This window comes from Brucella sp. LJL56 (assembly GCF_054871705.1).
Window position 1 is genome coordinate 1 of sequence record NZ_JBTXLQ010000011.1, and the last position, 15,287, is coordinate 15,287.

The window sequence follows — 15,287 nt, forward strand, 5'->3', positions numbered from 1 at the left end:
TCAAGGCCACGCCACATCGTGCTGGCCGAAGGCGAAGACCCGCGCATCATCGATGCGGCGCTGCGTGCCGAACGGGAAGCCATTGCCCGCGTCACGCTTCTGGGGTCCGAAAATATCATCGGCAGGCAGATCGACGGTTCAAAGATCGCGATCATCGATCCCAAAACATCGGACAGAAGCGCAGATTACGCGCAAAAACTCTATCGGTTGCGTCAGGCCAAGGGCATGACCGAAGAACAGGCCGAAGCTATGGTGAAGACACCGCTCGGCTTTGCCGCCATGATGGTGCGGGAGGGCGATGCGGATGGAACCGTGGCCGGTGCGGTTGCAACGACAGCCGATGTGGTGCGCCATGCCCTGCAGATCATCGGCAAGGCCGAAGGCGCTTCGCTTGTCTCCAGCTTCTTCCTGATGCTGTTGTGCCAGTCGCATCATCAAAAGAAAGGCGCTTTCGTCTTTGCCGACTGTGGCCTCGTGGTGGAACCGGATTCCGCCCAACTGGCCGATATCGCCATCCAGTCGGCAGACTCATACCGCCAACTGACCGAGAAAGACCCGGCCGTGGCCATGCTGTCCTTCTCCACCGGCGGCAGCGCCGCGCATGAACGCGTATCGAAGGTCGTTCAGGCAACCCGGACGGTGCGGGAGCGCAAACCCGATCTGTGCATCGATGGCGAGTTGCAGTTCGACACCGCTTTCGTGGAGGCGATCAGCCATGCCAAATCACCCGGTTCTCCTTTGAAGGGCAATGCCAATATCTTCGTGTTCCCCAATCTGGAAGCCGCCAATATCGGCTACAAGATCGCCCAGCGCATCGGTGGAGCACAGGCCATCGGTCCCGTGCTCCAGGGCCTCGCAAAACCCGCAAACGACCTCTCCCGCGGCTGCTCCGCTGACGACGTCCTCCACATGATCGCCATAACCGTCAATCAGGTAATGTGAGGGACACCTTGCCGTTCGCGGGAATACTGTCTGGCTACCGGAGAGGCTTCTTCATGATCAATGGTCCATCCGATGCAGGTGCCGTATATCGCATTACGACCCGGATCGTCCGGGACTTGACCGGAGTTTTGTCCGCACATTCATTCAACGCCTGCTGAGCGCTGATTGCAAATTCTCGACCTGCCCGCCTAACTGGCTGATACTCGACAGTGACGATGCGCACCAACTCGCCCTCGGCATTATATGTAACCTCGAAAGTTGCAGACGCTCGTTGATAGTCCATGTCCTCGGGCAACTTCCAGCACTTGGAAGCCATATCGGCGACCAGTTGCGCGTCGTTTGCCACAGCAGGAAAAACTGCAAACAGCATCACAATGGTTCCAACGACGCCAGTTCTAAGCATATTTCTCCCTTACGCTTTCATAGGCACGAACTCATTCCTATACGTAGTCGTTGAAGCCCGCAGGTGCTAGTCTGATACAGTTTTTGACTGGAAATGTTGCATGACCATCAAGCCGGATATTTCCTGTATTTTCCTGTTCATCGTCAGTTCATGCGCTAGGTACCAGGATGCGAACTTGAAAGGAGTACGCAGAATGAACCTAGTTAAAGGACTGATCGCCGGTGTTCTCGGTGTCGGGATGCTGATCGGAGCGGGCGCAGCAAACGCGGCACCAACGCTCAACGTTGCAAAGCCGGACTTGAGTTCAAATGTCGAACAGGTCCGGGACCATCGAGGCCATCATTCACGGAAACATTGGAACAAACGGCATCATTACAAGCGGAACCATTGGCGTTCGCATCACCGCCACTATCGTGGACCGCGCTGGCATTCACACCGTCATTACAGGCACAATGCCTGGCGCAACCATCACAGGCACCACTATTACAGTGGGCCACGTGTGAGGCGGGGCCACTATTAGTGACAGGGGCGCGCTACCACGCGCCCTACACCTTCGGTGTAGTCTCTTGCTCATTCATCCCTCATTGAGCAGGAGGTCTGCTCCGAGGGGCTGCAGTTGATTTCCGGGCGATGCTTCGGCGTAGCCATTGCTATACACAATGTTCCCTTGAGTGTTTGGCGTAAACGCGGTTCATATCGCCTCTGGATTTTGACCATTTTCCTGAGCCAACCAACTCACGCCGTTCACAACGAACGCGCACCATCATTTCGCCAGGTCACCTGATGCGAATGGCGTCTGAGCAGCGGCTGAGCAGGTTTCGCAATTGAAACAATTATCTTCATTTGACTTTCCTTTTGTTTTCGATTTTCATTAATTCACTTTCACACCGGCAAAGGCCGAACGTGTGATCGAGCGGAGGAACATGTCAGTTGCGAATGCGCGTGCCCTCTCTTCAGATAACGGTGATATCAACGTTAGAGATATCGCGAGAACGGCAGTCAGACGGGGTTACGTCAGGGCTCTGACCGACACGAATTGTTTTGATCCTGGCCAGCCACTCATGACCGTCAGGGGTAATAGTTGCGCTCTGCGCTATCGTCAAAATTGCGAATTGTCTGCTTATCAAAATAATCCGAACCGGGATTGTTCGAACACCGAAGATGTCTCTGCTTGTCGCGCTGCCTCACGTGAAGGCTCGCGCTTGTTGAGCGACTGGTGCTGTGCTGTAGTATGTTGGATAGGGTCTTTTGGGAACGCCCTCATCAAGGTTGAAGTACGCACGCTTCTTGAACTCGTGACGAGACTGACCGTAGAACAGAAATTGTTGCGAAGAAACAGACCGGGCAGGTTGCTCATAAAGGGTAAGACACAGTCCCTGAAAGCCCATATTGAGGGGATTAGCCAATAAGCGCAATAATTCCGACGGTTGGAGGAGGCCTCGGGACATATGCTGGAATTGCGAAGTATCACAAAAATAGTGGGTGGAGAGACTCATATCCATTCCACAAGCCTCATTCTTCCACGCGGAAGCCTGAATGTCCTGCTCGGCCCCACCTTGTCCGGCAAGACTTCACTGATGCGGCTGATGGCCGGACTGGACAAGCCAAGCGAGGGCTCGATCCTGTTCGATGGGCAGGATGTTACCGGCATGCCCGTGCAGAAGCGCAATGTGGCGATGGTTTATCAGCAATTCATCAATTACCCGGCCTTGACCGTCTACGAAAACATTGCCTCGCCAATGCGCATTGCCGGCAAGGCACAGTCGGAAATCGACAGTGAGGTTCGCAAGGCAGCGGAACTTCTCAAGCTGACGCCTTATCTGGATCGTACACCGCTCAACCTTTCCGGTGGCCAGCAACAGCGCACGGCGATTGCCCGGGCCATCGTGAAAAAGGCCAATCTGGTGCTGCTCGACGAACCGCTGGCAAATCTCGACTACAAGCTGCGTGAGGAATTACGCGAAGAGCTGCCGCGCATCTTTGCCGAATCCGGCGCGATCTTCGTCTATGCAACGACCGAGCCTTCGGAAGCCCTGCTGCTCGGTGGCAATACGGCTGCGCTCTCGCAAGGCCGCATCACCCAGTTTGGCCGTACAATTGATGTATATCGCCGCCCTCTCGACCTCGTCACAGCACGCACATTTGCCGACCCGCCCTTGAACACGGCGCGCATGGTCAAGTCAGGCGACCGTTTCCTACGGGCCGATCGCCCCGCCCTTCCCGTGCCGGGCCAGTTGGCCAAATTAAACGACGGTCCGCTGACCATCGCTTTTCAGCCGCATCACCTGCTTGTGCAGCCAATCGAGAACACGACGGTTCCCATTCGAGCCCGTACTCTGGTGTCCGAGATCGCCGGATCGGAGAGCTTTATACATCTCGATTACGAAGGGGATCGTTGGGTTATGCTGGCGCACGGCATCCAGATCCTCGAGCCCGACCGCGAAATCGAAGTCTATCTCGACACACGACACCTGATGGCATTCGACGAAACCGGCCGTGCAGTCGGCCATGTGGTCGATCTGGCAACGTAGGAAGGCGACGATGGCACGTATCACTCTCGATCATATCCGCCACGCCTATAATGCAAAGGCACAGGCCGCAGGTGAATATGCACTCAACATGGTCAATTATGAGTGGGAGAACGGCAGTGCCTATGCACTGCTCGGCCCTTCCGGCTGCGGCAAGACAACTCTGCTCAACATCATCTCCGGCCTTCTACAGCCGACCGAAGGGCGTATCCTTTTCGATGGCCAGGACGTGACCGAACTTGCCACTGAGGATCGCAATATTGCGCAGGTTTTCCAGTTTCCTGTTGTTTACGACACGATGACTGTTTTTGACAATCTTGCTTTTCCGCTGCGTAACCGTCGTATGCCGGAAGCGGAAGTGCAACGTCGCGTCAAGGACATTCTGGAGATGACGGACCTCGACGGCATTGCCGGGCGGCGCGCGCGCGGACTGACGGCCGATCAGAAGCAGAAGATTTCACTAGGTCGGGGTCTGGTACGCGCGAATGTAAACGCGATCCTTTTTGACGAACCGCTGACGGTTATCGATCCGCACATGAAGTGGGTGCTGCGTTCGCAACTGAAGCGCATGCACCGTCAAACGGGTTTCACGATGGTTTATGTCACACACGACCAGACGGAGGCACTGACATTCGCCGACAAGGTCGTGGTGATGCATAATGGGGAAATCGTACAGATCGGCACCCCGGCGGAATTGTTCGAGCGTCCGAAGCATACATTCGTCGGCTATTTCATCGGCTCGCCGGGCATGAACCTCATGCCAGCCCGGATCGAAGGCCACACCGCAACAGTGGGCGCGCAAACCATTCCGCTGCCCGGCACACCGCAGATTGGCGATGCAACACGCATCGAATTGGGTATCCGACCGGAATTTGTCAGGCTCGGTCGTGAAGGTCTGCCGATCCGTGTCGACAAGGTAGAGGATATCGGACGTTACCGCATCGTGCGGGCGGGCTTCGAGGGGCAGAAACTGGCCATCGTGATCGGCGAGAATGACGAGGTACCCACTGATCCGCATGTGACCTTCGATCCGAAGGCAATCGGTATATTCGCGGATTCGTGGCGCGTGGGAATGGAGGGCTGACTGTGGAAAAAAGCTGGAACAACAAGGCCTGGTTCATGGTCCTGCCGGTGCTGGTGCTGGTCGCCTTTTCCGCCGTCATTCCGCTCATGACAGTAGTGAATTATTCGGTACAGGATACGTTCGGTAACAACCAGTTCTTCTGGGCTGGAACAGACTGGTTCGAACAGATCCTTCACTCCGGTCGCTTCTGGGATGCGCTTGGGCGCAATCTCATTTTTTCATTCATCATCCTGGCTATCCAGATACCTCTTGGTATCCTGATTGCGCTCAACATGCCCAAAAAGGGCTTCTGGGTCCCGGTGTGTCTGGTCACCATGGCATTGCCCTTGCTGATCCCGTGGAACGTGGTCGGCACGATCTGGCAGGTTTTCGGACGCAGTGACATCGGTTTGCTCGGCTATTACGCCAACTGGCTCGGACTGGATTACAATTATGTCAACGATCCGTTCGATGCCTGGGTGACAGTCATCGTCATGGACGTTTGGCACTGGACCAGCCTTGTGGTGCTGCTGTGTTATGCGAGCCTCGTATCCATCCCCGATGCCTATTATCAGGCAGCAAGGATTGATGGGGCTTCGCGCTTTTCGGTATTTCGCTACATCCAGCTACCCAAGATGAAGCGCGTTCTGCTGATCGCCGTTCTGCTCCGGTTCATGGATAGTTTCATGATCTATACCGAGCCTTTTGTGGTGACTGGCGGCGGGCCGGGCAATTCGACGACTTTCTTGTCGATAGATCTGGTCAAAATGGCACTCGGTCAATTCGATCTGGGGCCAGCAGCGGCTATGTCATTGATCTACTTCCTCATTATCCTGCTCTTGTCGTGGGTGTTCTACACCGTCATGACAAGCCACGATCAGGAGGTGTGAGATGAACGCCGTGCAAGGAGCTTCTGTAGGAACCGCTACGGAGGCCGCTGTGGGCGGCACACCTGCCATTGTGCCGGTTGCAAGCACCATCAGACAGCGATCAGGCAGACGCGACACGTCGCGGTTCGGCTGGTTGATCCCGACGATCTATATCGTGTTATTGCTGATCCCGATCTACTGGCTCATCAATATGAGCTTCAAGACCAATCAGGAGATCCTGACGTCGTTGACGCTCTTTCCACACCAGCCGACCTTGCAGAACTATCGCGCCATCTTTACTGACTCCGCCTGGTATTCGGGTTACATCAACTCGATCATCTATGTCGTCATGAACATGGTGATTTCAGTTTCGGTAGCGCTACCCGCGGCTTATGCCTTTTCGCGCTACAATTTTCTGGGCGACAAACACCTCTTCTTCTGGCTCCTGACCAACCGCATGGCGCCACCGGCCGTCTTCGCCCTGCCGTTCTTCCAGCTCTATTCAGCCTTCGGGCTCATCGATACCCATATCGCGGTCGCACTGGCGCATTGTCTGTTCAATGTGCCGCTGGCAGTGTGGATTCTGGAAGGCTTCATGTCAGGCGTGCCGAAAGAAATCGACGAAACAGCTTATATCGATGGCTATTCGTTTCCAAAATTCTTCGTGAAGATTTTCATGCCCTTGATCGCATCAGGCATCGGCGTGGCAGCATTCTTCTGCTTCATGTTCTCCTGGGTGGAGTTGTTGATTGCGCGCACGCTCACGACGACAGACGCGAAGCCCATCGCCGCCACGATGACGCGCACGGTTTCCGCCGCCGGTATGGATTGGGGACTTCTCGCTGCGGCCGGTGTTCTGACGCTGATACCCGGCGCACTGGTGATCTGGTTTGTCCGCAATTACATCGCCAAGGGCTTCGCCCTGGGGAGGGTATGACAATGTTTCATATGCCCGACTTTTCCTGGATGGCCTGGACCTGGCAGACCGCGGCGTTTTTCAGCGCGATAGCGTTTCTGCTGCTGGGCATGTGCGTTTGGGAATATGTCTCGCCCGGCGGCTCGCCGCGCAACGGCATCCTGCGGTTCGAAACAACACGCGGCGACCGCTTGTTCATCTCGCTGCTCGGCAGCGCATTCATCAATCTGGCATGGCTTGGACTGGTTGGTCCGAACCTTTGGTGGGCTCTTGCCATTTCAGTGGTCTACGCCATTGGCGTATTCCGCTTTGTATAAGGAGTCCGAAGCGAGATACGTCCGCTTCATGCAGTAGTGGGCTCGGGGGACATACCGCGCCCAAAAAGTCGATATGCACTCGCAAGCTTTGGGAGGATCAACATGCGACGGCATCTAATGACGACTACAGCACTCATCGTGCTGGCAATGACAGGTGCAGCTTCGGCAGGAATGGATGAGGCGAAGCAATTTCTCGACAAGGAAATCGGCGATCTTTCATCCCTGTCGCGCGCCGATCAGGAAAAGGAAATGCAGTGGTTCATCGATGCAGCCAAGCCTTTCCAAGGCATGGATATCAAAGTCGTTTCGGAATCGCTGACCACCCATGACTATGAATCCAAGGTGCTGGCGCCCGCATTTACCGCCATCACCGGCATCAAGGTCACGCACGACATCATTCAGGAAGGGGATGTCGTCGAAAAAATCCAGACCCAGATGCAGACCGGCCAGAATCTTTATGACGGCTGGGTCAACGACTCCGATCTGATCGGCACGCACTGGCGTTATCAGCAAGTGCGCAACCTGACCGACTTCATGGCCAATGAAGGCAAGGATGTTACCAACCCGGGCCTTGATCTGGACGACTTCATCGGCAGCAAGTTCACCACTGCCCCGGACAAGAAACTCTACCAGCTTCCCGACCAGCAGTTCGCCAACCTCTACTGGTTCCGTTACGACTGGTTCAACGACGAAAAGAACAAGGCCGACTTCAAAGCCAAGTATGGTTACGATCTCGGCGTTCCGGTCAACTGGTCGGCATATGAGGACATCGCCGAATTCTTCACCGGTCGCGAGCTTGATGGCAAAAAGGTCTACGGCCATATGGACTACGGCAAGAAGGACCCGTCACTCGGCTGGCGCTTCACCGATGCCTGGCTCTCCATGGCCGGTAACGGTGACAAGGGCTTGCCGAACGGATTGCCTGTCGATGAATGGGGCATCAAGGTCGATGACCAGTCGCGTCCCGTCGGCTCGTGCGTCGCGCGCGGCGGCGACACCAACGGGCCGGCTTCAGTCTACGCCATCCAGAAGTATCTCGACTGGATCAAGGCCTATGCTCCGGCGGAAGCCCAGGGCATGACCTTCTCGGAATCCGGTCCTGTCCCATCGCAGGGCAATATTGCCCAGCAGATCTTCTGGTACACGGCGTTTACAGCGGATATGGCCAAGCCCGGACTTCCCGTTGTGAATGAGGACGGAACGCCCAAATGGCGCGTTGCCCCGTCCCCGCACGGTGTTTACTGGAAAGACGGCATGAAGCTCGGCTATCAGGACGTGGGTTCCTGGACACTGATGAAATCCACTCCAGATGATCGCGCCAAGGCTGCGTGGCTCTATGCGCAGTTTGTGACGTCCAAGACGGTCGATGTGAAAAAGAGCCATGTGGGACTGACCTTCATCCGTGACTCGTCCATCCATCACCAGAGCTTTACGGACAGGGCACCCAAGCTCGGCGGTCTCGTCGAGTTCTATCGGTCTCCAGCTAGGGTACAGTGGTCGCCAACCGGCACCAACGTTCCTGACTATCCAAAGCTGGCCCAGCTTTGGTGGCAGGCGATCGGCGACGCATCGTCAGGTGCGAAAACAGCGCAAGGAGCAATGGATTCGCTTTGCGCGGAACAGGAAAAAGTCCTCGCGCGTCTGGAGCGCGCAGGGGTTCAAGGTGACATCGGACCGAAACTCGCCGAAGAGCATGACATCGAATACTGGAACAAGGATGCCGTTTCCAAGGGCAACCTCGCTCCTCAGTTGAAGATAGAAAACGAGAAGGAAAAGCCGGTTACGGTCAATTACGACGAACTGGTCAAGAGCTGGCAGAAGTAAGCCTTCCATAAAAACCTCGTCACGACCGAATGGACGTGACGGGCTGAACATTCGAACCGCATTGCGTCACCGGATAGACGCAATGCGGTTTTTCCGATGAAAAACATTGTCTCAATTTTCGGCTGTCCATGCGACAAACCGCAAGGCATTGGACGTTCGTTCCATATGAAGCAGAACTTGAACGGAGATCGTTAGAGCGCGGTTCGATCCGACTGAACCGGATCGGCGCTCTGACTGTTTGTTTTGACGCGCATCTTGTCCGAAAATCGTTTCGCATTTTTCGGGACGCGGTCTGACACATCGCGTCGACCACGCATTGCCGATGGTGTCATACCGAAATGCTGGCGAAACGCCCGGTTGAAATAGGAAAGATCGCCGAAACCAACCTCGTAAGCAATTGAACTAATAGAGTGATTGCTTTGCCGCGAAACGCGCAATTGGGCCATGCCCAACCGGCGCTGGAGCACGTAGCGGGAGAATGTCGTATCCTCAGCCTGAAAGAGTTTTTGAACGTGGCGTGCAGTAACGCCAAACTTTGCCGCAACCGAACCAAGATCAAAGGTCGCATCCGGCAGCCGCGTTTCAATGAAAGCCTTTATTTGCATCAGGCTCGTACCCGAACGATGGTTCCGCTTATCATCACGAAGAAACTCCAAAGCCATTGGAAGAACCTGCCGGAAGTGGGCGACAATCATTTCAGCTTCGCCCGGTGCATGTGCTCCACGCATAAGCAGATAGGCACCGTGTGTAATAAGAAGCTTCAATGGCGGGTGCGCCTTGGGGATTGGACGCATCAATAAATTCTCCAATGCCTGCCTCGAAACCGGAAAATAGTTTGCAGGCAAGCTGCCGCAATCGATGCGACCACCTTCAGGAAGCCGCCATTCGAACGGTTTATCCGAGGGCAGGAAAACTACATCTCCCGGTTTCAGAATCAACGTATGGCCAGACTGGTTGATACAAAGCCGCCCCTCCATGCTTCGGACCATAAGAACCTGATCGGACTGGTGTTCTCCCTTACCTTGCACAGCTATCGGGCAAGGCGGAAAGTAACAGGTCATCAGCCGAAGCTCACCAACCGAACAATAGATGCCCCGGGCGGCACCATGTCCGGATTCGTCCAGAGCCAGCGAGACGTCACCCACAATCGTTGTGAGCGTCGAAGCACAGAGCTTGCGCTCCTTCTCATTCCCTATTTCGGCAATATCAAAGCGCTGCGGAACGATCGTTTCGATCTGCTTAGACGGAATCATGATGCATCCTTGCAACACGGGTAAATGACCTCAGGTCAGTTCGTCCTGGTCCTATCAATTTTCGCAGGAAACCAAGCCGAATATACAGGCCACCCTATAAAGTTGACAATAATGATCTAGTTTAAACGACTTTCGCGGTGACGGCCAGTGCTCTCAGCACCGAATGAAGGCGGGACGACAAAAAGGAGATGATCATGGACCACCCTCCTAGCCGGGCACCATGTCCTTTGCGTCCAGGGGGTAACTGTAACTGACTGATGAAAGACCGGCGTGGCTGACAGACTATCCACCGGATTTCATTGACTAATCTTACTCGGGGAAAACGATGAACAGGCAATTTATAATTCTGCTGCTCTCAGGTTGCGGGTTTACGACGACCGCGCTTGCACAGACGCCTGCAGACAACGAAGCAGGGGCTACACGGCTGGACCAGATCATTATAACCGCCGGACGCAACGAGAGTTCAATTGCCGCCGTCGCGCAATCCGTCCAAGTGATCGATCGGGAACAAGTCGAAGAGGCGATGCGAATCTCGCCGAATGCCAGCGATTTGATTTCGCGTCTGGTTCCCGGTTTTGCACCAAGCAACCAGACCATATCCGGCGCATCGGAAACATTTCGCGGTCGCAGTGTTCTGATCATGGTTGACGGTGTTCCCCGCAATACGCCGCTGCGCGACCTGTCTCGCATCCTGTCGATGATCGACCTCAATTCTGTTGAACGTATTGAGGTCGTGAACGGAGCTTCCAGCCTCTACGGTGCCGGGGGAACCGGTGGAACGATCAATTTCATCACCAAGCGGGGCAGCAGCGACAAGCCGACTGTCACTGTGCGCACCGGCCTTTCCGGTTACACGGAAAACCTCGGCAAATCGACAGCACCGGAAACGAGTGTGTCCATCGAGGGCCGGAAGGAAAAGCTCGACTATTATTTCTCCGGAACCGGCGACTGGACCCGTCGTACCTATGACGGGCATGGCAATGAAATGCCATCCGACGCCATGCTCGGACAAGGCGGCGGCGACAGAATGGTCAACGGCAATTTCTTCGGCGTCGTGGGCTATGAAAGCGGACCGCGCCGGTTTGAAGTCAGCTTTGACTGGACCTATGCCAAGCAGAAGCCGGAATGGTTCACCGACTACACGACGAACCCGGTTTCACCAAGATTCGGTTCGAACTATACCGGCGAACCGCTTCGCGAGGATTCCAAATATCTGACCGCAAAATATACTGATCAGGATTTTGCCCTCGGCAATCTGGAAGTGAAGGCTTTCTATAACAAGATCTTCAAGCAGTCCCCGTTCACCGAACTTTCGGCCGTGAACACTCAGGTCTATTATTCGGGAAATCCCCGGCAGCCCACGGCGTGGTTCAACCAGTCGAAATATGATTTCGACCGATCGGGCATGAACATGACCATCACGACGCCGATGGACTTCATCACCAATGGCAGCAAACTGACCTGGGGCGTGGATTATGCCTACGACAAGGTGGCGCAAACCCTTCTGAACGACGAAGATGCAATCGCCCCGATGACGCAGAATTCCATCGCGGCTTTTGCGCAGGCCGAAGTTCCCGTCACAGAGCGGTTCCGTTTGCAGGGTGGCGCGCGCTTCGACCAGTTTTACCTTGACGTGAACGACTTCACCCGGCCAGCGGCCGTTGCCTGGCCTGCCCGGTCTCTGGCGAATATCTATCCCGCAATCAGCGTACTCGGCGGTTCGTACGACTACAATGCATGGACCTTCAACGCGGGAGCGGTATACGACGTCACGGAAGAAGTGCAGGCCTTCGGTAATTTCTCGCAAGGCTACAGCCTTACCGATATTGGCGCTTTCACACGCCGCGCCGGTGTGAATTCGCTTGCGGAAATCTGCGATGCTTACGGATCGATCGCCGCCATCTACGGCTGTCGCGGCACGCCTGACTATACAATCAGCTATGCCGACATCGCGCCAAAACCCCAACTGGTCAATACCTATGAAGCGGGTCTTCGCGGCGATTGGGGCGATCTACGCAGCACAGTAAGCAGTTATATTTCCACCTCCAAGGATGGTGTGAACTACGACATAGCGGCAAACCGCGTAAGCCAGCAGAAGGAACGCATCTGGGGCGTGGAGGCGCGAGCCGACTACGACATCAATTCGATGTTCACGATTGGCGGTCTGGTTGCCTATCAGGAAGGCAAATACGACGCCAATGGCGACGGCAGCATCGGTTCGGACGAATACCTTCCCAATAATCGTATTCCGACCACCTGGAAGGGGCTCGCCTTTACCACGGTGTCGTTCGAAGGCGGTTACAAGGTCCGGGGTGAAGTTGAATATTTCTCCGGTCGCGACCGTATCAAGGGCCAGCAGATCGACGACGCCACGCTGGTCAACATGGCATTCTCGAAAACTTTCGAGAACGGCAGCGAAGCAAGTCTCGCGGTCCGCAACGTCTTCGACACCTATTACATCAACCCCACTGCAACGGCCACGCGCAACGCACCTGTCGCAGGACTGGGGCGGAGCGTTTTCCTCTCCTACAAAGTAACGTTCTGAGGCAGGGTCGGGCGATGAAGACACTTATTAGCACCACGACTTGCCCGGCAGGCCGCCAGTCCCAAAAGGGTTATCGGCGATGACGATTGCCCCCTCTTCCATCGCCCGCCCCTCATCACGAACGCGACTGTTCTGTGTCCTTGCAGGTCTGTATCTGGCTCAGGGCATTCCGACCTATCTGTTTGCCGCCGCCCTGCCTCCCATCTTGCGGGAGCAGGATGTGTCACGCACGGCCATCGGCATGTTTTCCATTCTGCTTCTACCAATGGTCTTGAAATTTGCGTGGGCACCTTTGGTCGACCGCTTCAGACCATGGGCACGGTCTCACCGGGCCGGCTGGGTCGTCCTTACCCAATGTGGGATCATTGCAGCCATTATGTGCCTCATTCCACTGGGGCCAGATAACGTCACCGGGATTTTCATTGTCGGCTTCATCGCGTCGCTTTTACTCGCCACACAAGACATCGCGACCGACGGCTACGCTGCAAAATATCTCGGCGAGGCAGACCGACCTCTCGGCAACGCCATTCAGGGTGGTGCGGTTGCCTTCGGCGTGCTGATCGGCGGAACACTGGGACTGATGCTTTATCACCATGTGGGCTGGACGATCATGCTTGGCACGATCGCATTTCTTTCACTCATTCCTCTGATCGCCGCTTTGTCGATGCGGGAAACCGACCCGGCACCCTTGCTCGACGGGCGGGCTCTTTCACGCCCCTCGATCATGCATTTCCTGCGCCGCACCGAAGCACGGCAGATCCTGTGGATCGCACTGATCTATCGGGCAAGCGAAGGGCTGATGAAAGCCATGGAGGGGCCTTATCTGGTGGATGCGGGCGTTCCGCTCGACGTGATCGGCTATCTGTCGGGTGCCGCCGCCGCAACCGCAGGCATTGCCGGTTCTGCCATCGCCGCCATTCTTATTCGTCGCAATGGTGTCGCCGCTGTGCTTGGGCTTCTGGGGAGTTTGAGAACAATCTGCTTCCTGCTGTTCACCCTGCATGCCTTCGGCGCTCTGGGTGAAATCTGGCCACTTTATGGGGCATCGGCATTTCAGACGATCATTCGTTACATGGAAATCGTTGCGCTCTACAGCCTTTTCATGAGCGTCACATCGCCCGATCAGCCCGGAACTGATTTTACGATCCTCGCCTGTGCGCAGATTGTTGTCTATCTCGCCGGTTCGATGGCTTCCGGCATTCTTGCAGATCGTCTGGGCTACGGCCTTCTCTTCGCTCTGGCCGCAGCGCTTTCGGGGCTGGCCGTTCTCGCAACGATTAGCATGCTCAAGGCACTACCGACGACGGGCGTTGATGCCAATCGCAGGGAGCAGTCATGAATCAGAATCCCTCTTCTTTTTTATGCATTTCGGGCCTTCATCGAGAAGGCGAGAAGCGCAGCCATGGCGGCAAGGATCGCGCTGGCAACAAGCGGCGCCTGCGCAGAGATTGTGAAAAAATAGCCGCCGGAGATCGCGCCCGCTCCCTGTCCGAGTACATGAGCGCTTGCAAGCCAGCCAGCAGCAGCACCTTGTTCTTTCTGCTCCATCCTGCCGGTCAGCCATCCAAGATAGTTGGGCGTGGCAATCGCCATTCCTGCTCCACCCGCCACCAGTCCGCCGAGGCTTGTATAAGCGAGGGGTGTCGCCACCACCAGCAGGACACCAGCAGCCAGAAGAACCGTGCCAAGGATAACGCAGCTTCTGTTGTCGAGCCGCAACCGGGGAATGACAAGTATCTGCGTTGCGATCATCGCGAGCGCCACGACGATCAGCGTGATCCCCGCAGCAGCGGTTGCCTCGGCCGGACCGACGGCAAGACGCAGTTGCAGCAACGGCCCGAGTATCATCTGGACGTGTCCGAAGGACATCGTGACCAGAAATCCAAGTCCGAGGAACGGCAGCAGACGCCCGTCGAGTGGAGAAAGATATGCCGGACTATCGGAGCGTTGACCAATTTTACCGACAGTGTCCTTGGCAGCCGGCACCAGCAGCAGACTGAGCGGGCTTGCAACAAGCAGAACAAGCGGCAGAAAAGGCATAACACTGGCGGTTACTGCCGCAGCCGAACCGAGAATGCGGCCAATACTGAGACCCGCGCTGAGACGTGCCAGAGCAACGGTGCGCTCCGTTTGCGGCAGCAATCCGGAAACCCAGGCTTGAGCAATCGGCATGATTCCAGCGGATGCCGCTCCATAAACGAAACGCGATATTACGAGCAAACCGAGAGCCATCACATAGGGCAGCGGGCCCATCATCATCAACACCAGAAAGATGAGCTGCGCCAACACGAGTACGAGCCCCAGCCAATACAGCGCGCGCCGCGCGCCAATTCGAGTGCCGAGCATTCCACACAAGGGAGCACTGACAACAAAGGCCACTGCACCAAGCCCCGCTGTAAAACCGATCTCAGCCGTTTGCAGACCCGTCGCAGTCGCGATGAGAGGGACAAGCGCAATGAATGCGGTCTGATTGAAGCCGATAGTCGAAACGGCGATCGAAAGACGGGAGGATATTTTACGCGCAGCATCATCGACAACCATGGAAATCACCGCATGTTTAATTTTCGATATCGGTAGCAATGCAGAAGCAATAAGTAAACAAAAATCAGAATTTATTTCGGAGAGGC

The 15,287-nt window shown here is 55.7% G+C and carries 13 protein-coding genes; 10 read left to right on the top strand and 3 right to left on the bottom strand.

The features are described from left to right. Positions 1 to 942, top strand: a 942-nt coding sequence (gene pta / locus ACYSN1_RS20840; RefSeq protein WP_461726581.1) for a phosphate acetyltransferase, incomplete at its 5' end; no start/stop codon positions are given. Positions 943 to 976: 34 nt separating this feature from the next. Here pta and ACYSN1_RS20845 read toward each other — a convergent pair. Further along, complete coding sequence (locus tag ACYSN1_RS20845; RefSeq protein ID WP_461727425.1) at positions 977 to 1,345, bottom strand: hypothetical protein; 369 nt, start codon at positions 1,343 to 1,345, stop codon at positions 977 to 979. A gap of 308 nt (positions 1,346 to 1,653) precedes the next feature. Between ACYSN1_RS20845 and ACYSN1_RS20850 the strand changes: the two genes are divergently transcribed. The 7 genes from ACYSN1_RS20850 (at position 1,654) to ACYSN1_RS20880 (ending at position 8,862) form a co-directional block, all read left to right on the top strand. Next, the gene (locus ACYSN1_RS20850; protein WP_461727426.1) at positions 1,654 to 1,848 is read left to right on the top strand and encodes a hypothetical protein; all 195 of its coding nucleotides are present in this window, start codon (positions 1,654 to 1,656) and stop codon (positions 1,846 to 1,848) included. A gap of 945 nt (positions 1,849 to 2,793) precedes the next feature. After that, positions 2,794 to 3,876 (top strand): ABC transporter ATP-binding protein, encoded by a 1,083-nt coding sequence (locus ACYSN1_RS20855; RefSeq protein WP_461727427.1) that lies wholly within the window; start codon positions 2,794 to 2,796, stop codon positions 3,874 to 3,876. A 10-nt stretch (positions 3,877 to 3,886) separates the two neighbouring features. Continuing rightward, positions 3,887 to 4,957 (top strand): ABC transporter ATP-binding protein, encoded by a 1,071-nt coding sequence (locus ACYSN1_RS20860; RefSeq protein ID WP_461727428.1) that lies wholly within the window; start codon positions 3,887 to 3,889, stop codon positions 4,955 to 4,957. 2 nt (positions 4,958 to 4,959) lie between these two features. Beyond that, positions 4,960 to 5,826, top strand: a complete 867-nt coding sequence (locus tag ACYSN1_RS20865) for a carbohydrate ABC transporter permease (protein WP_105543890.1) — start codon at positions 4,960 to 4,962, stop codon at positions 5,824 to 5,826. 1 nt (position 5,827) lies between these two features. Then, on the top strand, positions 5,828 to 6,742 hold the full coding sequence (locus ACYSN1_RS20870; protein ID WP_461727429.1) for a carbohydrate ABC transporter permease: 915 nt from the start codon (positions 5,828 to 5,830) through the stop codon (positions 6,740 to 6,742). 2 nt (positions 6,743 to 6,744) lie between these two features. Further along, entirely contained in the window at positions 6,745 to 7,038 is a 294-nt protein-coding gene (locus ACYSN1_RS20875) for a DUF2160 domain-containing protein (protein ID WP_461727430.1), read from the top strand. A gap of 102 nt (positions 7,039 to 7,140) precedes the next feature. Next, positions 7,141 to 8,862: an ABC transporter substrate-binding protein gene (locus ACYSN1_RS20880; protein ID WP_461727431.1), complete on the top strand. Its 1,722-nt coding sequence runs from the start codon at positions 7,141 to 7,143 to the stop codon at positions 8,860 to 8,862. Between the two features lie 191 nt (positions 8,863 to 9,053). Here the strand turns inward: ACYSN1_RS20880 and ACYSN1_RS20885 are convergent, their stop codons facing one another. Beyond that, on the bottom strand, positions 9,054 to 10,115 hold the full coding sequence (locus tag ACYSN1_RS20885; protein WP_461727432.1) for a helix-turn-helix transcriptional regulator: 1,062 nt from the start codon (positions 10,113 to 10,115) through the stop codon (positions 9,054 to 9,056). Between the two features lie 325 nt (positions 10,116 to 10,440). On the opposite strand from ACYSN1_RS20885, the gene ACYSN1_RS20890 reads away from it, so the two are divergent. After that, positions 10,441 to 12,660, top strand: coding sequence for a TonB-dependent receptor (locus ACYSN1_RS20890; RefSeq protein WP_461727433.1), 2,220 nt, complete (start codon positions 10,441 to 10,443; stop codon positions 12,658 to 12,660). A 79-nt stretch (positions 12,661 to 12,739) separates the two neighbouring features. Further along, positions 12,740 to 13,999, top strand: a complete 1,260-nt coding sequence (locus ACYSN1_RS20895) for an MFS transporter (RefSeq protein WP_461727434.1) — start codon at positions 12,740 to 12,742, stop codon at positions 13,997 to 13,999. Between the two features lie 20 nt (positions 14,000 to 14,019). Here ACYSN1_RS20895 and ACYSN1_RS20900 read toward each other — a convergent pair whose 3' ends face one another. Beyond that, positions 14,020 to 15,201, bottom strand: coding sequence for an MFS transporter (locus tag ACYSN1_RS20900; protein ID WP_461727435.1), 1,182 nt, complete (start codon positions 15,199 to 15,201; stop codon positions 14,020 to 14,022). Between the last annotated feature and the right edge of the window lie 86 nt (positions 15,202 to 15,287).